Source organism: Acidovorax sp. A1169 (assembly GCF_030704685.1).
GTDB lineage: Bacteria > Pseudomonadota > Gammaproteobacteria > Burkholderiales > Burkholderiaceae_C > Acidovorax.
In genome coordinates this window covers 1-24066 of the sequence record NZ_JAUZDX010000010.1, presented here as the reverse complement: position 1 = coordinate 24066, position 24066 = coordinate 1, and the positions used below count along the sequence as shown (strand labels likewise).

Genomic DNA, 24066 nt, shown 5'->3' with positions numbered 1-24066 from the left:
TCTCCAGGATGGCAGCGGCTCAGCGCCGCACCACGCCCGCCAGTTTTTTGACCAGCGGCCCCATGGCCTCCACCGGCACCTGCGCATAGCCCAGCAGAAAGCCGCGCCAGGGCTGGGCGCGCAGGCCCACGGCGTGCAGGCTGAGCGCCGGGGCCATGATGCCGTGCTGATCCAGCAGCCGCGCGCTCAGCGCCACATCGTCCACTGCAACGTCGTGCAGGCGCAGCGCCAGGTGCATGCCTGCGGAGCCGCCGTGCACGATAGCCACATCGCCCAGGTGCCGTGCGAGCGCGGCCACCAGCGCATCGCGGCGCTGTCGGTACAAGCGGCGCATGCGCCGCAGGTGCAGGCTGAACTGACCGCTGGTGATGAACTCGGCCAGCGCCAGCTGCTCGGCCGTGCGGCCGCGAGGTGCGGCCCGGGCCAGCATCTCGGACAGGGCGGGCGCCAGCGCCGTGGGCACCACCATGAAGCCCATGCGCAGCGCCGGAAAAAGCGTCTTGCTGAAGGTGCCCAGGTAGACGACGGGCGCATCGACTGCCAGGCCCTGCATGCAGGCCAGCGGCGGGCCGTCGTGGCGAAACTCGCTGTCGTAGTCGTCCTCGACGACGAGGGCCCCGGCCTGGCGCGCCCCGTCGATCAGCGCCAGGCGCCGCGCCAGGCTCAGCACGCTGCCCACCGGGTACTGGTGCGAGGGCGTGGTGTAGATCAGCCGGGGCCGCTGGCGCAGCCAGTCGCCCGCCGTGGGGGCCATGCCCTCGGCATCCACCACGATGCCGATGGTCTTGAGCTGCGCTGCGCGAAACGCCGCCACCGCGCCCTGGTAGCCGGGGTTCTCTAGCCACACCTTGTCGCCCGCATCGGCGAACGCACGGGCGCACAGGTCCAGGCTGCTTTGCGTGCCGTCGGTGATGAACACCTGGGCGGCATCGACCAGCGCGCCGCGCGCCACGCGCAGGTGTGCGGCAATGGCCTCGCGCAGCGCGGGCTCGCCCGCCGGATCGGCATAGTTGAGCTGCGCAGGTGTGAGCGAGGCCCAGGCCCGGTCAAGCATGCGCCGCCAGCGCAGCACCGGAAAGTCCCCGAGCGCAGGCACGCCGGGTGCAAACGCGGCTGCGGTCTCCGAGCCGGGCAGCGCCGGCATATTCTGCGCGCGCCGCGACAGGCTGGCCCGTGGTGCAGGTGCGTTCAGCCGGGGCTCAGCAACCGCCAGCCGCCCGGCCAGGGCCGCCACCACGCTGCCGCGCCGGCTGGCGACGAGGAAGCCCTCGCTCGCCAACTGCTCGTAGGCATAGAGCACGCTGTTGCGCGCCACACCCAGCTCCGCCGCCAGCGCGCGGCTGGCGGGCAGGCGCGCACCGCTGGCCAGTGTGCCGCTGCGGATGCCCTGGCGCAGGCACTCGTGCAACTGGCGCTGCTGCGGCCAGCGGGCGTGCGCCGGTTGCGCCTGGAAGGCGGTGAACAGCAGCTGGAACTCCATGGCGCTTCTGTGGCCCTAAAAAATAGTGGTGTTGTGGGTCTTATTCTGGCACCACAAAGGCCTTAGATTTCGCTTCCTCACCAACTCTCCACCGGAAAAACGACCCGTGAACGACACCCCAGCCACCGCCCTGCCCCCGACCGATCGCACCCGCGTGCGCCGCGTGGCCGAGAACGCCGCCTACGACCGCGCCACGCTGCACGCCATCATCGACGCCGCCTACCTGTGCCACGTGGCGTTTGCCGACGACAAGGGCACGCACTGCATCCCCACGGCCTGCTGGCGCGAGGGCGGGCACCTGTACATCCACGGCTCCAACGGCGGGCGCCTGATCAAGTGGCTGGGCAAGGGAATTCAGGCCTGCGTGACCATCACCCACCTCGACGGCCTGGTGCTGGCACGCTCGGCCTTCAACCATTCGATGAACTACCGCTCGGCCATGGTGTATGGCCGCTTCGAGCCCGTGGCCGACAAGCACGCATCGCTGACCGCCCTCATGGACCACCTGGCCGTGGGCCGCCAGGCCGAGGTGCGCGCCGGCAACGACAAGGAGTTTGCGGCCACCACCGTGATGCGCATCGCGCTCGATGAAGCCGCGTGCAAGGTGCGCAGCGGCCCGCCGGTGGACGATGCCGAGGACATGCAGCACCCGGTGTGGACCGGTGTGCTGCCGCTGGTGCAGGTGCGCGGCACGCCCGTGGCAGACCGACTGAACACGGCTGCTACGCCAGGCTATGTGGCAGCCTGGGCTGCGGAAACTCAGGCCTTGTAGATCAGCGCAGCCGCCCGCGCCTCCATCGCCAGCCCCTGCCCCACGGGCCCCAGGCGCTCGGCCGTCTTGGCCTTCACGTTGACCTGGTCGGGCGCGACATCGAGCGCCTTGGCAATGCATTCGCGCATGCCGGGGATGTGGGCCGCCAGGCGCGGGGCCTGGGCCACCACGGTGCTGTCCACATTGCCGATGGTGTAGCCCGCGGCGCGCACGCGGCGCGCGGCCTCGGCCAGCAGCACGGCCGAGTCGGCACCGCGGAACTGGGCGTCCGTATCGGGGAAATGCGTGCCGATGTCGCCCAGGCCCGCCGCGCCCAGGATAGCGTCGGTGATGGCATGCAGCAGCACGTCGGCATCGGAATGGCCGAGCAGGCCCATGGTGTGGGGAATGGTCACCCCGCCAATCACTAGCGGGCGCCCCGGCACCAGCGCATGGGTATCCCAACCTTCCCCAATTCTGAAATTCATGCGTTCCTTTCCACGCGCCCACACGGGGCGCGAAGTCATACATCCGCTTGCGCGGTCTTAGAGCGGATAACAAAACTCAGCGAAGCGGTTCTGGCTAGGCGCTGCGTCGCAGGCAGTACAGGTAGTACGACAAGACGCAGCAACGACGCCAGAAGAGTTTTGTTAGCCGCTCTTAAAAAATCGTCTTGCGCCCCGTCTCGGTGGCGCCCTGGCCGCGCTCGCCGCCAAAGCGCGCCAGCGTGGTGCCGTAGCCGCGCTGGGCCAGCACGGCCTCGGCCAGCGCGAAGTCGTCGGGGTAGGTCACCTTGAAGTTCTGCGCGCCGCCGGGCACCAGGCGCGGGTGCAGGCCCATGGCCTCCATGGCGCTGGCCTCGTCGGTCACGTTGGTGCCCACCCGGGCCAGCGCGTCCAGCAGCGGGCCGATGCGGAACATCTGCGGCGTCTGCGCCAGCCATTTGTTGCTGCGGTCCACGGTGGAGGCCACGCGCACGCCGCCGGGTCCGTCGATGGAGGTCTTGAGCGTGTCGGCCAACTGGTGGGCCAGCAGGCCGCCCACGCTGTCCTGCGCGCACACGTCGATGAGGCGGTCGATCTGCTCGGCCGTGACCAGGCAGCGCGCCGCATCGTGCACCAGCACCCAGTCATCGCGCTGGGCGCCGCGCTCCTGCAGGGCCTTGATCCCGCCCTGCACCGTGGCCGCGCGCGTGGGGCCGCCGCATTCCACCACGAAGTACGAGGGGTGGTCGTGCGCGTCCAGATACCGGTCGCCCGGCGCCACGGCCACCAGCGTGCCCGCCAGGCGCCCCACCCCCGCGAATGCGGCCAGGGTGTGCATGACCATGGGGTGGCCCGCCACCAGGTGGTACTGCTTGGGCAACTGTGGCGGCGTGGGTGCCAGGGGCTCGCCCGCTGCCCCGGCCAGCGCGCCGAACGCCGAGATGGTGGAGCCCGCCGGTGCAGCCGGGGGCGCCGCCACCGCGCGCGAGCCCGTGCCCGCGCACGGCACCAGCGCCCAGAAACGCCCCTGCACAGACGTGGGGGCATGCGAAGCGGTGAGCGAGGGTTGCAGCAGCGGGTCGATGGTCATGAGGGGGCCATTTTAGGAGGCTTGGCGCCTCCCGCCCGCCAATGTGTCAAGGTCTCTCGTGCAGGAACCAGGTGCCGTAGTCCAGCAGCCCCAACGCATGGTGGCGCAAGGCGATGCCGGGCAGGGCGAGGGTGCAGGGCGCTGCCAGGTCATGCTCTCTGGCCAGCGCCAGGGCGCTGTCGAAGTCCTGCGGCGGCTGGCGCACCGTGAATTCGAGCATGGTGCCGTAGTGCGCCCACAGTTCGGCGCCATGCTGCTCGCGCCAGCGGCGCAGCAGCGCGATGAAGCCGTCGGCACGGCCGCGCTCCATGCCGTACCAGTGCAGGTAGGCCAGGGCTTCTTCGCTGTGGGGTGTGGGCAGCAGCACCAGCCAGGCGTTGTCAGGATCGAAGCGCTCCTGACGACCGCGCTCGGGGTCAGCAGCACCCTGTGCCTCTTCGATGGCAGCCAGCCAGTGCTCGAAGCGCAGCCGGTCCCCAGCGCATTCGGCCCACGCGGCGTCGAAGCCGGCGCAGGCCTCTTCGGCCACGCCGGCCGCAGCGAGTTCGCCGCGCCAGACGCCCAGTTGGTCCTCTTCGTCCAGGGGGTAGAAGCTTTCTGCCAGCTCGGCCAGCACCTCGTCGGCGCCGATGCCGCGCGCAGTGGCGATGAAGGACCGGGGCGACACATCGTCGCGTGCGGCACCCTGCTCGTAGGGGAAGCGCATGAAAAGGTCATCGGCCAGGGCTTCGGGCCCGGGTGCCTCAGCGGCGCCGGACCACAGCGTGGTCACCACGGGCCAGCGGCCACTGCCCCGCTCCACCAGCGCCCGCGCCGCCAGCCACAGGGCCTCGCGTTCTGACACAGGCACCTGGGCCGCCCAGGCGACTTCGCCACTGGCCGCGCCGCCATGGCCAGGCACCGGCAGCGCCAGCCAGTCCAGCGCCGCCAGGGGCGTGCCCTGCAGCCGGGCGAGCCAGGCTTCGCGCGACTCCGTGGGAGTGGCTGGCGGCACCGCCGCTGGCTGCTCAGGCGCAGGCGTAGATGCCGCCCGCGTGACCAGAGCCGCCCGCCATTCGGCCACCGCCCGCGCATCCACACCCACCGCCGGCTCCAGGCGGCCCGTGCGCAGCAGCTTGCCGGCGGCAGGCACCACGGCCAGATCGAGCAACCCCGTGGCAGCGGCCGGCGCATCGTGGGCCAGCCAGGCGGCGGCGACCTCGGTGGCATCATCGCCACGCCCCTGCCCCGCCAGCAGCAGCCAACTGGCCTGCCAGATGTTGTGCACCAGGTAGCCACCGGCAAAGCCCGTGGCGCGCAGGTAGCCGGCCATGGCGCGCGCAATGGCCAGGGTGTCCGTGGCCTCGGCCGCAGGCGCCACGTCGATGTGGCCGGCCGACTGCAGCTGCGCCAGCATGGCGGCCACCTCGTCTTCGGGCAGGCCCAGCGCGATCAGGTCATCGGCTCGGGGCACGTCGGCTAACAGGGCATTCGACGCGCCGAAGTGCTGCGCAATGCGGGCCTTGAGCACCAGCTCGGCATCCATGCAGAACGCACCAAAGGCCAAGTGCGGCCGCGGGTCGCCGGCCGCGCCCTGGCGCTGCGCCAGGGTGGCGAGGAAGGCGGGCGACCAGCCTTCGCCCGCAGGCGCCAGCTGCAGGCGGCCCGGCAGGGCCAGGGACTGCAGCAGTGGCCCGGCCTGCTGCCCGGCCCAGTCGGCCTGTTGGTCACAATCCATCGCCTCCTGCTCCCCCACGGCAGGGCAGCCTTGCCCGGCCAGCAGCGCCACGGAGGGCAACAGCCGCTGCACCTGCGCGACCAGCGCGCCGTGGGCCGGCAGGCGCCATGCCCCCTCTCGCTGCAGCAACAGGCCCAGCGCGGCCAGTGCCTCGGGCGCATGGCCGGCCACGGCGGCAAGCCGGGCGTTGGCGAGCAGTTCGTCCAGGGCATCGTCAAGGCGCTGGTCGTTCAAATGTCGAGTGGTCAGCGGGATCAAGGCGATTCCTCCTTTTGGCGCGCGAGTGTAGGGACACAGGGCTGTGGACGTAGGCATGGCCCGACGAATGGGCGGAAATGGACGACGGTCAGCGCGGGCCACGCGGCGCCTGGGCACTTGTCACAGCCTGTACGCCCCAGCAAAGATGCGTTCCACCACCTAAAATGGTCTGTTGCCCCCCATCCAGCCCGTGCGCGTCTCGCGCCCCTGGGGATGCGGTGGCCCAGACGACCCGTACCGTCCGCATGGAACTGCCCAAACTCTCCCCCGGTAAACGTTTCACCCTGCCCCGCCCCGTGGGCAGTGCCGATTCCCTGCTGCTGGCCCGCCTGGCCGAACGTGACAAGGCAGGGGGCCGCACCACCGCCATCGTCACGGCCGACGCCACCGATGCGCAGCGCCTCATCGAAGAGATGGCGTTCTTTGCGCCCACGCTGCGCTGCGCGCTGTTCCCGGACTGGGAGACGCTGCCCTACGACACCTTCTCGCCGCACCAGGATTTGATCAGCGAACGGCTGGCCACGCTGTGGCGCATCAGCCAGGGTGAGGCCGACGTGGTGCTGGTCCCCGCCACCACGGCGCTGTACCGGCTGGCGCCGCCCTCGTTCCTGGCGGGTTACACCTTCCACTTCCAGGTCAAGCAAAAGCTCGACGAGGCCAAATTCAAGGCCCAGCTCACGCTGGCCGGCTACAGCCATGTGTCGCAGGTGGTGAGCCCCGGCGAATACGCGGTGCGCGGCGGGCTGATCGACCTGTTCCCCATGGGCTCGCTGGTGCCCTACCGGGTGGACCTGTTCGACAACGAGATCGACAGCATCCGCACCTTCGACCCCGACAGCCAGCGCAGCCTGTACCCCGTGCCCGAGGTACGCCTGCTGCCCGGCCGCGAGTTCCCCATGGACGACGACGCGCGCGCCAAGTTCCGAAGCCGCTGGCGCGAGATGATCGAGGGCGACCCGACCAAGAGCCGCATCTACAAGGACATGGGCAACGGCGTGGCCACCGCCGGTATCGAATACTACCTGCCGCTGTTCTTCGATGACACGGCCACCGTGTTCGACTACCTGGGCAGCGAGGCGACCGTGGTGCTGCACGGCGACCTGGAGCCGGCCTTCCAGCGCTTCTGGCAGGACACGAAGGACCGGTTCCGCCTGGTGCAGGGTGACCCGGAGCGCCCGGCGCTGCCGCCCGATGCGCTGTTCCTCTCGGTGGACCAGTTCTACACCCGCGCCAACCTGCATGCGCAGCTGTCCATCCGGCCCGGGGTGGAAGACATCGCCGACAACCCGCACTTCCAGAAGCTGGGTGATCTGTCGGTGGTGCGCGGGGCCGAGGACCCACTCGCCCGCCTGCACGCCCATATCCGCAACACGCAGCACCGTGTGCTGCTGCTGGCCGAGAGCGCGGGCCGGCGCGAGAGCCTGCTCGACTTTTTGCGCGCCAGCGGGGTCAGCCCGCCGGCGTTTGATTCGCTGGCCGAGTTTCAGGGGGATGCCACCGAGAAGGTGGGCATTGCCACCGCAGGCCTCACGGTGGGCTTCAGCTGGATCGAGGACGGCATCGACTTCGTGACCGAGACCGAGCTCTTCGCCGCCGGCCCCACCACGCGCCGGCGCAAGAAGCAGGAGCAGGTGAGCGACGTCGAGGCGCTGATCAAGGACTTGGCCGAGCTCAACGTGGGCGACCCCGTGGTGCACAGCGCCCACGGCATCGGCCGCTACCGCGGCCTGGTCAACATGGACGTGGGCAACAAGAACCCCGACGGCTCGCCCGCCATGCAGGAGTTTCTGCACCTGGAGTACGCCGACAAGGCCGTGCTCTACGTGCCCGTGAGCCAGCTGCAACTCATCAGCCGCTACACCGGCGTGAGCGCCGACGAGGCGCCGCTGCACAAGCTGGGCAGCGGCCAGTGGGAGAAGGCCAAGCGCAAGGCCGCCGAGCAGGTGCGCGACAGCGCGGCCGAGCTGCTCAACATCTACGCCCGCCGCGCTGCGCGCGAAGGCCACGCATTCCGCTACAGCCCACAGGACTACGAGACCTTTGCCAACGACTTCGGCTTTGAAGAAACGGCCGACCAGAACGCCGCCATCCACGCGGTGATCCAGGACATGATCAGCCCCCGCCCCATGGACCGCCTGGTCTGCGGCGACGTGGGCTTCGGCAAGACCGAGGTGGCGCTGCGCGCGGCCTTCGTGGCCGTCACGGGCGGCAAGCAGGTGGCCTTTCTCGCTCCCACCACGCTGCTGGCCGAGCAGCACTACCAGACGCTGATGGACCGCTTCGGCAAATGGCCGGTGAAGGTGGCCGAGGTGTCGCGCTTTCGCTCGGGCAAGGAGATCTCCGCTGCCATCAAGGGCATTGGCGATGGCACGGTGGACATCGTGGTGGGCACGCACAAGCTGCTCAGCGAATCGACCAAGTTCCACAACCTGGGCCTCCTGATCATCGACGAGGAGCACCGCTTTGGCGTGCGCCACAAGGAGCAGATGAAGGCCCTGCGCGCCGAGGTGGACGTGCTCACCCTCACGGCAACGCCCATCCCGCGCACGCTGGGCATGGCGCTCGAAGGCTTGCGCGACCTGTCGGTCATCGCCACCGCGCCGCAGCGGCGCCTGGCGATCAAGACCTTTGTGCGCAATGAGGGCACGGGCGTGATCCGCGAGGCGGTGCTGCGCGAATTGAAGCGCGGCGGGCAGGTGTACTTTCTGCACAACGAGGTGGAGACCATCGAGAACCGCCGCCAGAAGCTCGAAGAAATCCTGCCCGAGGCCCGCATCGCCGTGGCCCACGGCCAGATGCCCGAGCGCGAGCTGGAGCGCGTGATGCGCGACTTCGTGGCCCAGCGCTACAACATCCTGCTGTGCTCGACCATCATCGAGACCGGCATCGACGTGCCCACGGCCAACACCATCATCATGAGCCGCGCCGACAAGTTCGGCCTGGCGCAGCTGCACCAGTTGCGTGGCCGGGTGGGCCGCAGCCACCACCAGGCGTACGCCTACCTGATGGTGCCCGACACCGAGGGCCTGACCAAGAACGCCGCCCAGCGCCTCGATGCCATCCAGCAGATGGAAGAACTGGGCAGCGGCTTCTACCTGGCCATGCACGACCTGGAGATCCGCGGTGCCGGCGAGGTGCTGGGCGAGAACCAGAGCGGCAACATGCTGGAGGTGGGCTTTCAGCTGTACAACGAGATGCTCAACGAAGCCGTCAAGGCGCTCAAGGCCGGCAAGGAGCCGGACCTGCTCTCCCCGCTGAGCGTGACCACCGACATCAACCTGCACGCCCCCGCCCTGCTGCCCGATGACTACTGCGGCGACGTGCACCTGCGCCTGTCGTTCTACAAGAAGCTGGCCACCGCCAAGACGCCCGACCAGATCGACGGCCTGCTCGAAGAGATCGTGGACCGCTTCGGCAAGCTGCCGCCGCAGGCCCAGACCCTCATCGACGTGCACCGCCTGCGCGTGCTGAGCCAGCCCTACGGCGTGGTGAAGGTGGATGCCGCTCCGGGCGTCATCAACATCACATTCAAGCCCCAGCCGCCGATCGACCCGATGCGCATCATCGAGCTGATCCAGAAGAACAAGCACATCAAGCTGGCCGGCAACGAGAAGCTGCGCATCGAGCGCGAACTGAAGGACCCCAAGGACCGCGCGCAGATGGTGCGGGACATATTGCGGTCGCTGGGGCAGCCGCAGGCGGCAACCGCCTGAATTTGTGTGTGGCGGGCGCATCTGGCACGATCCCTGCAAAGGTGTTGTTGACATGACAAGCCCCGCTGCCCCGGCATCTGGCAGCCTCCGGCACCATCGCAACAGGCAGCGCAACCGCGCCCGTGGTCTGCACCGTGCGCCAGGGCGACGCCATGGGCAGCCCTTCGGCCATCGCGGTGCGGCCCTGCTTCGATGCGCAGGGTGCCATGTCCGGCTGCTGGCTCAGCGGCGAGGTAGTCGGGGGCGCGGCATGAATACCGAAGCAGTGCACACCACGCCCGAAGAGCGCCTGGCCACCGCCGGCCTGGTGCTGCCACTTGCGCCCCAGCCACGCGGCAGCTACGCGCCCTGCCATGTGCACGAGGCGGCGGGCCAGACTGGGTCGCGGTGAGCGGCCAGACCAGCCGCATCGATGGCCACCCCCTGGCCGGCATCTGCGAGGAAGGCCGCGACCTGGCGCCCGCTCGCCACGCGGCCACGGTGGCCATGCTCAGCACCCTGGCCGCGCTTCGCACCGCCTGCGGCGGCGAGCTCGCCCGCGTGCAGCATGTGGTGCGCCTGCGCGGCTTCGTGCGCTCGGCACCCGGGTTTGGCGCGCACCCACGGGTGCTCGATGCCGCGTCGCACGTGCTGGCCATTGGCTTCCCGCAGCTTGCACTGCCGGCACGCAGTGCCATCGGCGTGGGCAGCCTTCCCGATGGGGTGTGGGTGGAGTTGGAAGTGGACGCGGTGGTGGACCCTGCTGCCTGACCTTCAGGCCCGGCGCGCCTGTGCGACCAGCCTTTGCGCGTCGCGCGCAGGTGGCGCGCCGAACTGTCGCGCGTACTCGCGGCTGAACTGGGTGGCGCTCTCGTAGCCCACGGCAAACGCGGCGCCGGCCACGCTGGCGCCCTGGGCCACCAGCAGCATGCGCGCCTGCAGCAGGCGCAGGCGCTTCTGGTACTGCACGGGGCTCTGGGCCGTCACGGCCTTGAAGTGGCGGTGAAACGCCGACACGCTCATCGCCGCCACCTCGGCCAGCAACTCCACGCGCAGCGGCTGCGCGAACTCGCGCCGTATGTGGGCAATGGCCTGGCCCACGCGCGCCATGGCCGAGTCCGGCGTGGCGATGGCGCGCAGCATGCCGCCGTGGGGGCCCTGCAGCACGCGGTACAGGATCTCGCGCTCGCACCCGGGCGCCAGGGCCGCGATGTCGGCCGGCTTGTCCATCAGGCGCAGCATGCGCACCCAGGCGTCCATCAGCTGCGGCGTCATCGCCGCCACCGAAAAGCCCGGCTCCCAGGCATCCGTGGCGGACACATCGGAGCCACCCCTGGGCAGGTCCGCAAGCAGCGCGGCCACCACCGCCGGCTCCAGCGTCAGGCTGACCGCCAGGTAGGGCGCGCCATCGGCCGCCGCATGCACCTGGCCCACGGCAGGCAAGTCGATGGACATCACGAAGTACGTGGCCGGGTCGTAGGCCAGGGTGTGCCCGCCGATGGTCATGGTCTTGCTGCCCTGCAAGATCAGGTTGACCATGGGGTCGTACACCGCGGCCAGCTGGTGCTCCGGAATGGCGCCCTGCACCATCGCCACGCGGGGGATTCCGGTGTCCGTGCGCCGGTTCTCGGCGCGCGAGGCCAGGTGCCTCAGTTCTTCGAGCGGGCTTGGGTTCATGGGCTCCGATCAGACCGCAAAGCCGGGCTCGGCACAAGTGAAAAAGCAGGATTAGGCAGCAATGCGGCATGAGCAGGCACGCCAAAAACGGCGGCACTGCCTAAGCTCTATCCATCGATTCACAACCCCTCAAGGACCTGAAAAATGAACACTATCCTCATCACCGGCGGCAGCCGCGGCATCGGCGCCAGCACCGCCATCGAATGCGCACGGCGCGGCATGGGCGTCATCCTCACCTACCACCGCAACCCCGAAGCCGCGCAGGCCGTGGTGCAGCGCATCGCCCAGGCGGGTGGCAAGGCCGTGGCCCTGCCGCTGGACGTGGGTGACGCCGACAGCTTCGGCGACTTCCGCAGCGCAGTCGAGCGCAGTCTGCACGAGACCTGGGGCCACGGCCACCTGGCGGGCCTGGTCAACAACGCCGGCTACGGCCTGTTCAACCCGCTGGAGAGCGTGACCCCGGCGCAGTTCGACGGGTTGATGAACGTGCACCTCAAGGGCCCGTTCTTCCTCACCCAGGCCCTGCTGCCGCTGCTGCAACCGGGCGCCGGCATCGTCAACCTGACCAGCGCCACCACGCGCGTCGCCACACCCGGCGTGGCGCCGTACGCAGCCTTCAAGGGCGGGCTGGAGGTGCTCACGCGCTACATGGCCAAGGAGTTCGGCGAGCGGCGCATCCGCGCCAACGCGGTGTCGCCCGGCGCAATCCGCACCGAACTGGGTGGTGGACTGCCGCCCGACTTCGAGGCCCTGCTGGCCGGGCAGACCGCCCTGGGCCGCGTGGGCGAGCCCGAAGACGTGGCGCGTGTGATCGCCAGCCTGCTGGGTGAGGACAGCGGCTGGGTCAATGGCCAGAGCATCGAAGTGGCTGGCGGGTATATGGTGTGACCCAGCGTAACAAGGAACAAGCCCCATGCTGGACCACGTATTCCTCACGGTGAGCGACATCGATCGCTCCATCGCCTTCTACACCGCGGCCCTCAAGCCGCTGGGCATCACCACGCGGCACGACTTCGACGGCAAGGACGGCCCGCCAGGCCACCCGGACCTGAAAGGCTTTGGCGCCAACGGCCGCATGTTCCTGTGGCTCAAGGCCGGCCCGGCCGACGGGTGCGCCGCGCACGTGGGCTTTGTAGCCAGCAGCACCGCCGAAGTGGATGCCGCCTACGCCGCCGCAATGGCTGCGGGCGCCACCGACAACGGAGCCCCCACCGCGCGCCTGCACTACGATCCACGCTACTACGCCGCCAATGTGCTGGACCCCGATGGCTACAGCCTGGAGTTCGTCTACAAGAGCTGGCAGCACGCGCCTGCATGAACTAGTGCGCTGCCCTGGCGGCGGGCACAGCACTGCGCGTGGCCCACCAGAACAGCAGCGCCAGCAGGCTGACCGCCGCGCCCAGCAGGCACACGCCCTGCCAGCCGGCAGCGGCATAGGTCGCTGTGGTGCCGATCGCGCCCAGCCCGCTGCCGACCGCGTAGAACAGCATGTACAGGCCCACCAGCCGGCTCTGCGCTTCGGGCCGGGTGCGAAAGATCAGGCTCTGGTTGGTGACGTGCAGGGCCTGGCCGCCCAGATCCAGCAGCACGATACCGATCACCAGCGCCCACAGGGATCGCTCCATCATTGACAGCGGCCACCATGACAGCAGCAGCACCACCAGGGCCGCCGCGCTGGTGCGCTGGGCGTAACCCAGGTCTGCCCACCTCCCGGCACGTGCAGCAGCCAGCGCACCCACCGCGCCTGCCAGGCCGAAGGCCCCGATGGCGGTGTGCGAAAAGCCATAAGGGGCTGCGCTCAACGGCAGCACCAGTGCACTCCAGAAGATGTTGAACGCCGCGAACATCAGCAGCGCCAGCATGCCGCGCACCTGCAGCACCCGCTCCTGCCGCAGCAGCGCCAGCATGGAGCCGACCAGGCGCAGGTAGCCCATGGCATGCGGCGCCGCGGGCCGCTTCGGCAGGTGCGGCAGGCGCCGCCAAAGCACGGGCGCCATCACCAGCATCAACCCGGCGGCGCAGAAGTACACGCCCCGCCAGCCGGCCAGATCGCTTACACCGCCCGCAAACACGCGGGCCAGCAGCAGGCCGATGAACACCCCGCCCTGCGCCGCCCCGACGACCCGGCCCTGCTCCTGCGGCGCGGCGGCGCTGGCCGCGTAGGCGATCAGCCCCTGCGTCATCGCCGTGCCCAGCAGTCCAACACCCAGCATGCCCGATAGCAGCACCGGGGCCGAAGGCGCCACGGCCACCAGCGCGAGCGCCGCCACCAATGCCAGCAACTGCACGCCCATCAGGCGCCGGCGTTCCACCAGGTCACCCAGCGGCACCAGCAGCAGCAAGGCCAGCGCGCAGCCGACCTGGGTGGCCGCGATGACGCCGCCGACTGCGGCATGGCCGATGCCGAAATCCCGCGCCAGCGCATCCAGCAAGGGCTGGGCGTAGTACACGTTCGCCACGCTCAGGCCGGCAGCCATGGCGAACAGCAGCACCAAGCTGCGCGGCATGCCTGCCGACCGGCTGGGCGCTTGGCGGCAGCACGGCAGTGGGGTTGAAATGGAAGATGCCTTCATGGTTCGTAGCAAGCTCAACTTGGTTTCAAAACAAAACCAGTTGAATGCTAGGCCAACTAGTTTTAAAATGCAACCAATAGCCCTGACCACCCAGGAGATCCCATGCCGCGCCGCAAACCCACGCACGATGAACCCTGCCCCGTAGCGCGCGCCGTCGATAGCGTTGGAGACCGCTGGTCGCTGCTCATCGTGCGCAACGCCTTCGACGGCATGCGCCGCTTCAGCGACTTCCAGCGCAGCCTGGGCGTGGCCCGCAACATCCTTTCGGATCGCCTGCGCAAGCTGGTGGAGGCAGGCATCCTTGCAACGCAGCCGGCATCCGACGGCTCGGCCTATCAGGAGTACGTGCTGACAGCCCAGGGCGACAGCCTGTTTCCGGTGGTGGTGGCGCTGCGGCAGTGGGGAGAGCAGCACCTGTTCCAGCGTGGCGAACCGCATTCGGTGCTGATCGACAAGCGCACGGGCAAGCCGCTGCCGTACATGGCGCCCCGCAGCAAGGAAGGCAGCGCCGTGGCGCCGCAGGCCACCGAGGTACGCAAAGTGCCACAGTGAGCGGAGCGCGCGTGCCGCCGCGGACGGGCCCGCGCGCAGGCTCTGGTACAGGACTTGCATGACACGCCTGTTTGCGGCATACCTGCTGCTGCCAGCCCAGTCCTGTCCCTGTACGGAGGAGTCCCCATGCAACGCCGAAGCCTGATGTCCACCCTTGTCTGCGCCCTGCTAGCGCCAGCCGCCGCCACCACCGCCTTCGCCCAAGGTGCCGTCTACCCCGACCGCCCCGTCAAGGTCATCGTGGCCCTGCCCGCCGGCGGCAGCGCCGACATGATCGCCCGCGTGGTCACGCAGAAGATGGCGGCCGAGCTGGGCCAGCCCTTCGTGGTGGACAACAAGGCAGGCGCATCCGGCCAGATCGGCACGCCGCTGGTCTCACGCGCCGCGCCCGATGGCTACACGCTGATGGTCTCGCCGGCGTCGTTCCTCACCACCAACAAGAGCATCTTCAAGACCCTCCCCTACGACCCCGAGGCCGACTTCGTGCCCATCACCAAGTTCGTGAACCAGCCCATGGTGCTGGTGGTCAAGGACAAGCAGAAGTTCCCCACCGTGGCCGCCGTGCTGGCTGCGGCCAAGGCAGCGCCGGGCAAGCTGACGTATGCCTCATCGGGCGACGGCAGCCCGCAGCACCTGGCGGGGCTGATGTTCACCACCCGCACCAAGACCGACCTGCTGCACGTGCCCTACAAGGGCGGCGCCCCGGCCATCAACGACGCGCTGGCCGGCACGGTGGACATGCTGTTCGCCGTGCTGCCCGAGGCCCTGCCGCACATCCAGTCCGGCAAGCTGCATGCCCTCGGCCTGATGGCCGCACAGCGCACCGGCACCCTGCCGCAGACCCCCACCATGGTCGAGGCCGGCGCGCCCGAAATGAACCTATCCGCCTGGGTGGGCCTGCTCGCCCCGGCCAAGACACCGCAGCCCATCATCGACCGGCTGCAGCGCGCAGCGCACGCTGCCCTGGCCGATGCGGACATCAAGGCCAAGCTGGCCGCCAGCGGTATGGAGGTGGCGCCGGGCAGCAGCCAGCAGCTCAAGGATGCGATCACGCAGGAGATCAAGGTCCATGCAGAGCTGGTGAAGGCGGCGGGGCTGGTGCCGCAGTAGCGCCGCCAGCCTCGACGCCCCTCAATGCCCCCCGAACCGCCCCACCTGCCGCAGCCCGCTGGCCAGACTCCAGAGGGTGATGCACCACCCGTCGCAACCCTCGCTGACCACCAGCCCTGGCAGTTGGGTGGCTTGGTCGATATCGGCAAAGCTGACAGGCTTGCCGGGTACCTCGCCAAGGTACGAAACGCTACTGCCGTTCTTGGTGAACACATGGTGCCTGCGCGCATGGTAGAAAGCGGCGCGATCCTCCACCACCCGCCCGGGCACGATGATGGCCAGGGTTGGGCTGCCAGGCTGGCTCACCACCGATGCCGTGGCGAGCTTCAATTGCCGCTGCACCGCACCCAACCGCTTGGTGTCTGAGCGCAGCAGTGCCGCAATGGCCTCCACTTCCGGTGCAGAGATACGGCGCGTAGCCCACCGGGTGGCGCGCACGGGTGCCATGGAAAAAAGCCCGAACTGCCGTGTGTCCGACTTGGGCGATTCGCCCTGCACCGAGGCTTGGGCCGAATCCCATTGCTCCTGCCCCAAAGCGTTCTTGGGCACCTCCATCTTGCACTGGTACTTCACGCCGGTCTGGGTGGAAAAGACACCACGGCCCGCATTGCAGTGGCGCGCCAGTGCCCGCACGTGGGCGGCATCGTCAAACTGCACCACCACCGATCCATCATCGGGCGACAGCCATGCGAAGAAAAGGCCGGGGCGCGCGCTGTGGCTTTCCTTGGCCTCACCGGCAACCGATGGCGCGACGACGGCCAGGCCAAGAACGAGCGCCGTGATTCCCCGCTGAAGCAACCGCATGCTGTTTTCCCCCGCAATGGATCTCGCAAAGCCAGCAGGATAAGCGCAACGCTGTGGCTATGGTTTACTTCTGCGATGCTGGCACATCGGCACCGGCCGATTCCCCCGTTTTGCAACCCACTTTGCATGAACCTCATCACCCTCTCCGAGCTCACCCCCGACAGCGTCGATGCGATCTGGCGCCTGGCCAGGCAGCCCGACAAGGCGCTACGGGGCCATGTCGCCTGGTCCTTCGAAGGCAACGGCATCCGCACGCGCACGACCTTCGTCCAGGCGTTTCGCGACCTGGGCCTGGCCTTCACCGAGCTGCCCAACCTGCTCAAGACCGCAGAGCGCGCTTGCGACCTGGCGGGCTACCTCGACCCGTTCTACGACCTGTATGTGGTGCGCGAATCCAACCACCAGCGGCTGACCGAGTTCGCTGCGGCGTCGTGCAGGCCCGTCATCAACGCCATGTCGGGCGCGGGGCACCCGTGCGAGGTGTTGGCCGATGCGAACTACATCGACAGTGCGCTCATGCCGATCAGGGACGCGCGCATCTGCCTGTGGGGCCCGACCACCAACGTGCTGCGGTCCTGGCACCAACTGGCTCAGGTGCTGGGGCTGCCGCAGCTGCACCACGTGTGCGACGCGCGCCTGCACGACGAAACGCTGCCGGGCGTGCGCTTTGCATCGGAGCCCCCTGGCCCTATGGACATCGTCATCACCGATGGTTGGCCGAGCGACGCCGACGCGCCAGGCAGGCCTCTCACGCTGGCCGACCTGGAAAGCATGGGCCACCCCGTGCTGCTGCCGACGCCGCCGTTTTCCATCGGGCGCGAGCTGGCGTTCGACCCCCTGCTCTACCCGCGCTTTGCAGGCTACGGGCAAAAGCAGTTGCTGCTGCCGGTGCAGAAGGCGATCATCCGGCACCTGCTCGGCGCCTGAGGGCCGCTGCCTACTTCCCCGGAGCGGCGGCGATGACGCGCGCCGCAAGCTCCGCAAACTGCCCCAGGTCCACCGCATTGCGCTTGAACCAAAGCCGGCTGTTGTCGACCCGGTGCACGAGCACGATGTCCCGCGCCCGGTCGATCAGCATGAACTGGCCGCCGCTCCCGTCCGCCAGCACCAGCTGGTTGCCAGGAAGGCGCCATTGCGCAAATGCCACGAACGGCAGCCACCACATGTAGCCATAGCCGCTGCCGCCCGAGACGGCGCTGTACGAGGTCGTGCTCTCGCGCAGCCAGGCGGACGGCACCATCTGGCGCCCTTTCCACTGGCCGTCGCGGCTCACCAGCAGGCCGATGCGCGCCAGGTCGCGCGCAGACAGGAACATCAGGTAGGCGGGGTGCTCCGAGCTGCGCTCGTACTCGAACTTCGTGTCCTGCGGGTAGCGGAAATCCTCAAACTGCAAAGGTTCCGCCAGCTCGGTCTTGAGTGCCTCGAAAACATCCTTGCCGGTGCGGCGCTGGAAGATGGTGGCCAGCGTGTTGAAGTCCCAGTTGTTGTAGTACCAGAAGGTGCCGGGTGCGTGGCTGCCGCGTTCCGGCCGCCGCTTCTTGGCCGCCGGCGTCTCGTAGGCCGCCTCGTGGTAGACCCCGGAGCGCGACTGCAGCAGTTGCCGCACGGTGGCGGTCTGCTCCACGTCGGACAGCCCGCCCTTGTCCGTGATACCCAGGGACGCCAGGCTCTGGTCCAGGTCGATGGCGCCCGAGCTGACGTGCATGCCGTACAGGACACTGAGCACGCTCTTGCGCACCGACGCGAGGTTCATCGGCCGGCGGATGTCGCCATAGGCATGCACCAGCACACCGCGGTGCACCACGAGGTAGGCGTCAGAGCGCAGCGAGTCGGCATAGTCGTCGGCCCGTTTGAGCTTGTCTGCCGACCACCCGCTCGGCTGCCCGCTGATGGCTGGCGTGCTCCAGGCCGCACCAGGGAAGACGCCTTGCGCCCCGGCCTGCTGCGCTGCTGCCGTTGCGATGGCAGCCGGGGTGTCGGCGCGTGCTGATGCACTTCCCATGGCGATGGTGGTGGCGGCCAGGGCAGCGATGGCAGTGGTGCGCAGTCTGTTCAGCATGGCAATGGCTCGGTTGCCGCCCCTCGCCGCCACAGGGTCCAGTGCAGCAGAAGTTCGGTGGGTTTCGGCCCATTCTGCCGCAGCTGCCAGCATGGGCGTTGCGCCTGCGCAGACGCGCCGCCATCGGCGAGAATTGGAAGCTCCGTTGCCAGCCCTCTCGCCCTCTCCCTTTCTATTTTCCGATTGGTTCCAAGACCCGTGCGTCCATCCAAATGAAGGGTTTCATCCTCACGCGCAACTGGCGAGACACACCTGCGGGCACCGAAATCGAATACTGGCTTGCGACCGACGCCGGGCCGCTGAAGGTGCTGCTGACCGGCCAAACCTCGGTGGCTTTCGTCGAGGCCAAGCACAAGGGCACGGTGGATGCCCAACTCATGGCCCTGCCGGACGTGGAGTTGCGCGCGCTGGACCTCAAGAGCTTTCAGCAGGAGCCCGTGATCGGGGTCTATGCCAAGCACTTTCGCCAGCTGGGGCGCCTGGCGCGCTCGCTCCAGCAACTGGGCATATCGCTGCTCGAAGCCGATGTGCGCCCGCACGAGCGCTACCTGATGGAGCGCTTCATCACCGCCGGCGTGCTGGTGGAGGGCGGGCACGCCGAGAACGGCGCCCGCGTGGACTGCAGGCTGGCGCCTGCGCCCGACTACCGGCCGGCGCTGAAAGTCGTGTCGCTGGACATCGAGACCAGCCAGCACCAGGAGCTGTACTCCATTGCGCTCGACGGCATGGCCGAGCGCGTGGTGTACATGCTCGGCGAGCCCCCTCACGAGCGTCCTTCCGAGCCTGCGGAGCTCGAGGGCTTTGCGCTCGTCTACTGCCCCACCCGCAAGGCCATGATCGACCACCTCAACGACTGGGTGGCCCGCAACGACCCGGACGTGGTCATCGGCTGGAACGTGATCCAGTTCGACCTGCGCGTGCTGCAAAAGACGGCGGACGACTGCGCCACGCCCCTGCTGCTGGGCCGCGAGCGCCGGCTCATCGCCTGGCGCACGCACCCTGGCAAGCAGGGCTACCTTTTCGCGCCCATGCCCGGCCGAGTGGTCATCGACGGCATCGAGGCGCTGCGCGCCGCGGTGTGGAGCTTTGCTTCGTTCAGCCTCGAGAACGTATCGCAGCAACTGCTGGGCGAAGGCAAGGAGATCGGCGACGAGTACGACAAGATGGCCGAGATCGAGCGGCGCTACCAGCACGACAAGCCCGCGCTGGCCACCTACAACATCCGCGATTGCGAGCTGGTGCTGCGCATCTTCGAGAAAACGCGGCTGCTGCAGTTTGCGATGGAGCGCGCCCACACCACGGGCCTGCAGATGGACCACTTCGGCGGCTCCATCGCCGCGTTCAGCCATCACTACCTGCCGCGCATGCACCGCCTGGGCTACGTGGCGCCCAATGTGGGCGAGATAGAGGGCCAGTCCTCGCCCGGCGGCTACGTGATGGATTCGAAGCCGGGCTTCTACGATTCCGTGGTGGTGCTGGACTACAAGAGCCTGTACCCCTCGATCATCCGCACCTTCCTGGTCGACCCGGTGGGGTACGTGGAAGGCATGCACGCCAGCGATGTGGCACCGCTCATCCAGGGCCCGCTGGGCACGCGCTTCTCGCGCGACAGGCACTGCCTGCCCGAGATCGTCACCACCCTCTGGCGCGCGCGCGACGAGGCCAAGCGCGCGAAGAACGAGCCCCTGTCACAGGCGCTCAAGCTGGTGATGAACTCCTTCGCCGGGGTACTGGGGGCGTCGGAATGCCGCTTCTTCAACCCGCAGGTGATTTCAGCGATCACGCTGCGGGGCCACGAGATGGTGAAGCTCACCCGCGAGTTCGTCGAGAAGCGCGGGTACCAGGCGATCTACGGCGACACCGACTCGATCTTCATCTGGCTCGGGCGCACCCATACCAATGCCGAGGCGCATGCCGTGGCAGCGGAGCTGGTCAAGGACATCAACGCCTGGTGGACACGCAGGCTGCGCGAGGAGCAGAACCTCGACAACCACCTCGAAATCGAATTCGACACGCACTACAAGAAGTTCTTCATGCCCACCATCCGCGGGTCGGACGTGGGCAGCAAGAAGCGCTACGCCGGCCTGAGCGTGGACACCCAGGGCAAGGAGGAGATGGTCTATCGCGGCCTGGAGATGGCCCGCAGCGACTGGACGCCCCTGGCCCGGCAGTTTCAGGAAGGGCTGCTCTCGCGCGTGTTCCAGGGCGCGCCCTACCGCGAGTTCGTGACCGACTACGCGCATGCCACGCTGGCCGGCGACAAGGACGACCTGCTCGTCTACCGCAAGCGCCTGCGCCACCGCCTGGATGCCTATGTGGCCAACGTGCCCCCGCAGGTGCGCGCGGCGCGCATGGCCGACGAGTACAACACCCGCATGAACCGCCCCCAGCAGTACCAGAGCGGCGGCTGGATCCGCTACGTCATGACCCGCAACGGGCCGGAACCGCTGGAAGCGCGCCATTCGCCCATCGACTACGGTCACTACCTCACCAAGCAACTGCAGCCGATTGCCGATGCCATTTTGCAGCCGCTGGGGGAAAGCTTTGCCGCGTTGACATCGGCACAGCAGGACCTTTTCTAGACGTGTTCAACCGACGGCCGCTGGCGCTAGTTGCGAACGCCTCCCCCAGTTGCGCATTTCGGTCACTGCAGGAAAGTCTGTGCGAATTCGATTGGTCGGCGTGAACTGGACACACAGATCGGCCCTCGTGGATGTTCCCAGGTCGCAGACGACGAGCATCTGGTCAGCTTCGCTGAGTCGCCTTCTTGGGTGATGCAGGGCACGGGTGCGAGCAGCTAGACTTCCGATATCGGCCGAGGCTGTGTGAAAACGCGCGTTTCGCCCTGGTGTTGCCCGGTCTTCTCAGAAATCGACCGCTCAGAACGGCCTACAACGCACTATCTCGATGCGAGCAATGGTTGGAGTACCCCTGCAAAAGTCGTTTATCGACGTTTTCACACAGCCTCGGCCAGAAGCGGACGAAAAAGTGACATTCCAAATCATCGGCAGGGAACAAAATGCAAAACTGGCTGCGAAGTGCTTTTAGGCTTCTTCTTTGCATCGCTTCCTTTGTCTTGCTCGAGGTTGGCGTCGCCTGGGGCGCCTCCGCACTCGCTGTCGCTTGGTATAGGAACAAATACGGCATTCCTGATCAAGAGGATCTCTCGAACGACATGGGGCTCGGTATGGTCCTCATGTTTTCGGTTCTGCCTGTGCTTTTTGTTGCCTTTCCATTTTCGCTGTGGGGCAGCCTTAAGGCGGCGAGGAAAGTCCTTCCTGAGAGATGACCGGTTTCAAGCATAAGCAAAGACCGCAACGGGCCCGTGGCTGCCGCGTGTACGATGGCTGCCATCGGCCAGAGTGTTGGCGCCGATGTAGAAGTAAACCACTTTTGACTCATGTGCCGACGACCCCGTGAGCCACGCGAGGCTCTTTACCCACACGCCTGTTGGGTGCGGGGGCGGAACAAGTGGCGCAGTCGAAGGTCGGCGCGGTGGCTCACTCCGGTCTCGGCGGCAGCAAGCCTGACCGTCGGCATCAGTCTGGTCCAGCCCAAGGCGCGACCAATCAGCCTTCGCGGAAGGCGGTTGCCTCAACCCGGTGTCTGCCCCGACTTGGTAGACGCCGCGGGCTTCACCAGCCGCGTGATCTCACCACCGCACGCGCTGAAGTTGCTGGCGTATTCCTCGGGGTTGTCGAACATCACCTGGGCTTGCATCAGGCGGTCGAGTTCCTGTTTCGCGTAGACCAGGATGCCCGCGCTGTGGCCGCCCGAGGCCCAGGGATAGTCCAGCTCGCGGAACTGGCGCGCGATGTCGCGGTGAATGCGCACATGCGTCTGCTCGTGTTTCATCACGTGCGCATAGGCACAGCTGCCCGGCGGGAGCTCGCTGGCCACGCGCAGCACCGGTTTGATGTAATCCAGCCGCACGACGACGCCCTGGCAACTTGTCTGCGGCATCACCGCCAGCTTGGTCTCGACAACGACGTGGCCGAGTTGCGTACCGCTGCGGCCGGCGCCCGCGCCGATCTTCGTCAGTTCGGCGGCCGATTTGGCGTTGTCCACTTCCGGGTCGGCGAACCAAGCCGCACTGAAACGCACCGCCTTGCCGCAGGGAGGCAGGTTGGCGGACTGCGCCTGGAAGCAGGCGCTGACCAGCAGCAGAGCGAGGAGGCTTTTCATCGTAACCTTCTGGTTATCGGCAAGACGCGCTCGTCCTGAAGCGGTGGCCGCAAGGCGGCTAGCCTGACAGGGGCGGACGAGCATGCCCGGCGTCGGCGGGTCGCCGGTTGGCGTTTTTTCAGCCTCCGATCGCATTGCCTGAAATCGTATTCGACCTGAATTGGCATCGACGCAATGACTCGCATCCCGCCCAGCTTTGGTTCAGAGCACTAATCGCAGAGTGCTCGGCATCGTTGTGACCAGATACACCTGAAGCTCGCGGATAGAGGAGCCGCGCTGTCGCCCAAACGCGATACGCGACGCTGTAGACCGGATGGCAAATGGAGCGAAGCCTAAGGCGCTTGACTCGTCATGCGAACTCAGGGCCTGCTGCTGCCAGTGAATGCAAACATTCGGCGAGTGCTTTCTCAAACCGCCAGCGGCAGCTCTTGCCCGATAGTGCGCCTTAGATGGCACGGTTTGGATGTCAGCAATCGCAGCAAAGCGGTCACTCCGGTCAGCTGCGCTAAGGCAGCTTTGGGCCCATAGCAGCTCACCAGCAACTCGGATTCAGTCCCCGAAAGCTGCCTTGCGCATTCCAGAAGGTATTGGCTTGTCCACAGCTGAAATGCTGACTTTGTCGGATGCAACCGAGCGGTGACCCGCACGTCAATCCCGCTACCAACCATTGCTGCCAGGATCGCCTTTGAATGGCCCGGTCAACTCTGGCGTGATCCATCCGCCATAAAAACCTCCAGATTGCGCAATAACCTTGGCGCCGCCCACTGTGCAAATGAGATCGTGAGCGTAAAAAGCGAGGCATTCAGCCAGCGGCTCTGCTCCTGCCAAGGGTTGGGGGTAGCTCCAAGCTACCTGCGCCAAGCAATGTGCTCCATCGACTAAATCCCAATATTGCGCAGGGCCTTTCCATTCGCAAAAGGAGCCAGCGCCTACCGGACGTAACAACGACCGCTGAACATCAGCAAAAGGCAGGTAGAAAGTTGGAGGGTGTGCAGTCTCTCTTACTGCCCAAGCAGCGCGCGTTCGAGCCACTTCCAGATCTCCCCAAAGTACAACGACCTCGCGCAGTTCACGAACAAGCTCTGGTGGGCGTGGGAAATCCCACACTGATATTTGTCCATGTGAGGGAATGACAGCAAACGGCGGACGGTCCGTTCCTCGCCAGCGCCATTGAGCGCGGACTCGTGCAATCAGGTCGGGATGGTGGCCAGTCATCGTTGAATCTTATATGGCAAAGTTCGTCTGGGTTGCAGCGTGCGTATTTCGGCTCTCCTGAACAGCCAGTTCGGCACCGTGGACATCGAGTTCGGCCGCGCGAGCAGAGGGCAGCACATGGCCTGCTAAACCATCGCTGAGGAACAGTTCGGGCAGTGGGCTAGGAGTCTGCGCGGCAGAAGTTGGGCGCCCGCCTTTTGCGGTCCGCTGAACGGCGCGGGTTGCGGTCGGCCGGGCTTGTGGCGGTTTGCGGGTGTGGTGGATGCGCATCAAGCCCTGGCACGACCTGGATCAGAGCCCGGTGGGACGTTTGTGACCGCAGCTGCGGGCTTTTTACACGGTCATCACCGCCATTCGCCGCAGGTTCAGCGCCATGCACACGAGCTTCCACTCGGCCTGCACCGTATGCAGGCCTCGC

General features: G+C 67.5%; 21 protein-coding genes. 11 read left to right on the top strand and 10 right to left on the bottom strand.

The genetic code is table 11. From position 1 onward, the window contains the following. Positions 1 to 19 precede the first annotated feature (19 nt). Positions 20 to 1480 carry a PLP-dependent aminotransferase family protein gene (locus tag QYL93_RS17030; RefSeq protein ID WP_305744739.1) on the bottom strand — a complete coding sequence of 487 codons (1461 nt, stop codon included), beginning with the start codon at positions 1478 to 1480 and terminating at the stop codon, positions 20 to 22. 106 nt (positions 1481 to 1586) lie between these two features. On the opposite strand from QYL93_RS17030, the gene QYL93_RS17025 reads away from it, so the two are divergent. Further along, the gene (locus tag QYL93_RS17025; protein WP_305744738.1) at positions 1587 to 2252 is read left to right on the top strand and encodes a pyridoxamine 5'-phosphate oxidase family protein; all 666 of its coding nucleotides are present in this window, start codon (positions 1587 to 1589) and stop codon (positions 2250 to 2252) included. Here QYL93_RS17025 and ispF read toward each other — a convergent pair. The 3 genes from ispF to QYL93_RS17010 form a co-directional block, all read right to left on the bottom strand. Beyond that, positions 2240 to 2719, bottom strand: a complete 480-nt coding sequence (ispF, locus tag QYL93_RS17020) for a 2-C-methyl-D-erythritol 2,4-cyclodiphosphate synthase (RefSeq protein ID WP_305744737.1) — start codon at positions 2717 to 2719, stop codon at positions 2240 to 2242. The two genes, QYL93_RS17025 and ispF, sit on opposite strands and share 13 nt — an antisense overlap. Positions 2720 to 2891: 172 nt before the next feature. Beyond that, positions 2892 to 3806, bottom strand: coding sequence for a 2-C-methyl-D-erythritol 4-phosphate cytidylyltransferase (locus QYL93_RS17015; RefSeq protein WP_305744736.1), 915 nt, complete (start codon positions 3804 to 3806; stop codon positions 2892 to 2894). 46 nt (positions 3807 to 3852) lie between these two features. Further along, positions 3853 to 5781: a DUF4253 domain-containing protein gene (locus QYL93_RS17010; protein WP_305744735.1), complete on the bottom strand. Its 1929-nt coding sequence runs from the start codon at positions 5779 to 5781 to the stop codon at positions 3853 to 3855. Positions 5782 to 6026: 245 nt separating this feature from the next. Between QYL93_RS17010 and mfd the strand changes: the two genes are divergently transcribed. The 3 genes from mfd to QYL93_RS16995 all read left to right on the top strand — a co-directional run bounded on the left by mfd (position 6027) and on the right by QYL93_RS16995 (position 10244). Beyond that, positions 6027 to 9494: a transcription-repair coupling factor gene (gene mfd / locus QYL93_RS17005; RefSeq protein WP_305744734.1), complete on the top strand. Its 3468-nt coding sequence runs from the start codon at positions 6027 to 6029 to the stop codon at positions 9492 to 9494. Between the two features lie 250 nt (positions 9495 to 9744). Then, entirely contained in the window at positions 9745 to 9885 is a 141-nt protein-coding gene (locus QYL93_RS17000) for a hypothetical protein (protein ID WP_305744733.1), read from the top strand. Further along, entirely contained in the window at positions 9882 to 10244 is a 363-nt protein-coding gene (locus tag QYL93_RS16995; RefSeq protein ID WP_305744732.1) for a RidA family protein, read from the top strand. The genes QYL93_RS17000 and QYL93_RS16995 overlap by 4 nt, the downstream gene beginning before the upstream one ends. Before the next feature lie 3 nt (positions 10245 to 10247). Here QYL93_RS16995 and QYL93_RS16990 read toward each other — a convergent pair whose 3' ends face one another. Beyond that, complete coding sequence (locus tag QYL93_RS16990; protein ID WP_305744731.1) at positions 10248 to 11150, bottom strand: AraC family transcriptional regulator; 903 nt, start codon at positions 11148 to 11150, stop codon at positions 10248 to 10250. Positions 11151 to 11294: 144 nt separating this feature from the next. Between QYL93_RS16990 and QYL93_RS16985 the strand changes: the two genes are divergently transcribed. Both QYL93_RS16985 and QYL93_RS16980 read left to right on the top strand, forming a co-directional pair. Beyond that, positions 11295 to 12038 carry an SDR family NAD(P)-dependent oxidoreductase gene (locus QYL93_RS16985; protein ID WP_305744730.1) on the top strand — a complete coding sequence of 248 codons (744 nt, stop codon included), beginning with the start codon at positions 11295 to 11297 and terminating at the stop codon, positions 12036 to 12038. A 25-nt stretch (positions 12039 to 12063) separates the two neighbouring features. Beyond that, positions 12064 to 12468 (top strand): VOC family protein, encoded by a 405-nt coding sequence (locus QYL93_RS16980; RefSeq protein WP_305744729.1) that lies wholly within the window; start codon positions 12064 to 12066, stop codon positions 12466 to 12468. 1 nt (position 12469) lies between these two features. On the opposite strand, the gene QYL93_RS16975 is transcribed toward QYL93_RS16980, so the two are convergent. Next, positions 12470 to 13723 carry an MFS transporter gene (locus QYL93_RS16975; RefSeq protein ID WP_370876988.1) on the bottom strand — a complete coding sequence of 418 codons (1254 nt, stop codon included), beginning with the start codon at positions 13721 to 13723 and terminating at the stop codon, positions 12470 to 12472. Positions 13724 to 13825: 102 nt separating this feature from the next. Between QYL93_RS16975 and QYL93_RS16970 the strand changes: the two genes are divergently transcribed. Both QYL93_RS16970 and QYL93_RS16965 read left to right on the top strand, forming a co-directional pair. Continuing rightward, positions 13826 to 14275 carry a helix-turn-helix domain-containing protein gene (locus QYL93_RS16970; protein ID WP_305744727.1) on the top strand — a complete coding sequence of 150 codons (450 nt, stop codon included), beginning with the start codon at positions 13826 to 13828 and terminating at the stop codon, positions 14273 to 14275. A gap of 126 nt (positions 14276 to 14401) precedes the next feature. Next, the gene (locus QYL93_RS16965) at positions 14402 to 15385 is read left to right on the top strand and encodes a tripartite tricarboxylate transporter substrate binding protein (protein ID WP_305744726.1); all 984 of its coding nucleotides are present in this window, start codon (positions 14402 to 14404) and stop codon (positions 15383 to 15385) included. Positions 15386 to 15406: 21 nt separating this feature from the next. On the opposite strand, the gene QYL93_RS16960 is transcribed toward QYL93_RS16965, so the two are convergent. Beyond that, positions 15407 to 16189, bottom strand: a complete 783-nt coding sequence (locus QYL93_RS16960) for a hypothetical protein (protein ID WP_305744725.1) — start codon at positions 16187 to 16189, stop codon at positions 15407 to 15409. A gap of 126 nt (positions 16190 to 16315) precedes the next feature. On the opposite strand from QYL93_RS16960, the gene QYL93_RS16955 reads away from it, so the two are divergent. Next, positions 16316 to 17116, top strand: coding sequence for an ornithine carbamoyltransferase (locus QYL93_RS16955; RefSeq protein ID WP_305744724.1), 801 nt, complete (start codon positions 16316 to 16318; stop codon positions 17114 to 17116). Positions 17117 to 17126: 10 nt separating this feature from the next. On the opposite strand, the gene QYL93_RS16950 is transcribed toward QYL93_RS16955, so the two are convergent. Next, a complete protein-coding gene (locus QYL93_RS16950; protein ID WP_305744723.1) occupies positions 17127 to 18248 on the bottom strand; it encodes a serine hydrolase in 1122 nt (373 codons plus the stop codon). A 212-nt stretch (positions 18249 to 18460) separates the two neighbouring features. Here QYL93_RS16950 and QYL93_RS16945 point away from each other — a divergent pair, with 212 nt between their 5' ends. Both QYL93_RS16945 and QYL93_RS16940 read left to right on the top strand, forming a co-directional pair. Beyond that, complete coding sequence (locus QYL93_RS16945; RefSeq protein ID WP_305744722.1) at positions 18461 to 20830, top strand: DNA polymerase II; 2370 nt, start codon at positions 18461 to 18463, stop codon at positions 20828 to 20830. Between the two features lie 437 nt (positions 20831 to 21267). After that, positions 21268 to 21537: a hypothetical protein gene (locus QYL93_RS16940; protein WP_305744721.1), complete on the top strand. Its 270-nt coding sequence runs from the start codon at positions 21268 to 21270 to the stop codon at positions 21535 to 21537. Between the two features lie 305 nt (positions 21538 to 21842). Here QYL93_RS16940 and QYL93_RS16935 read toward each other — a convergent pair whose 3' ends face one another. Both QYL93_RS16935 and QYL93_RS31960 read right to left on the bottom strand, forming a co-directional pair. After that, positions 21843 to 22433 carry a hypothetical protein gene (locus QYL93_RS16935; RefSeq protein ID WP_305744720.1) on the bottom strand — a complete coding sequence of 197 codons (591 nt, stop codon included), beginning with the start codon at positions 22431 to 22433 and terminating at the stop codon, positions 21843 to 21845. 657 nt (positions 22434 to 23090) lie between these two features. After that, positions 23091 to 23648, bottom strand: coding sequence for a DUF427 domain-containing protein (locus QYL93_RS31960; RefSeq protein WP_370876987.1), 558 nt, complete (start codon positions 23646 to 23648; stop codon positions 23091 to 23093). Between the last annotated feature and the right edge of the window lie 418 nt (positions 23649 to 24066).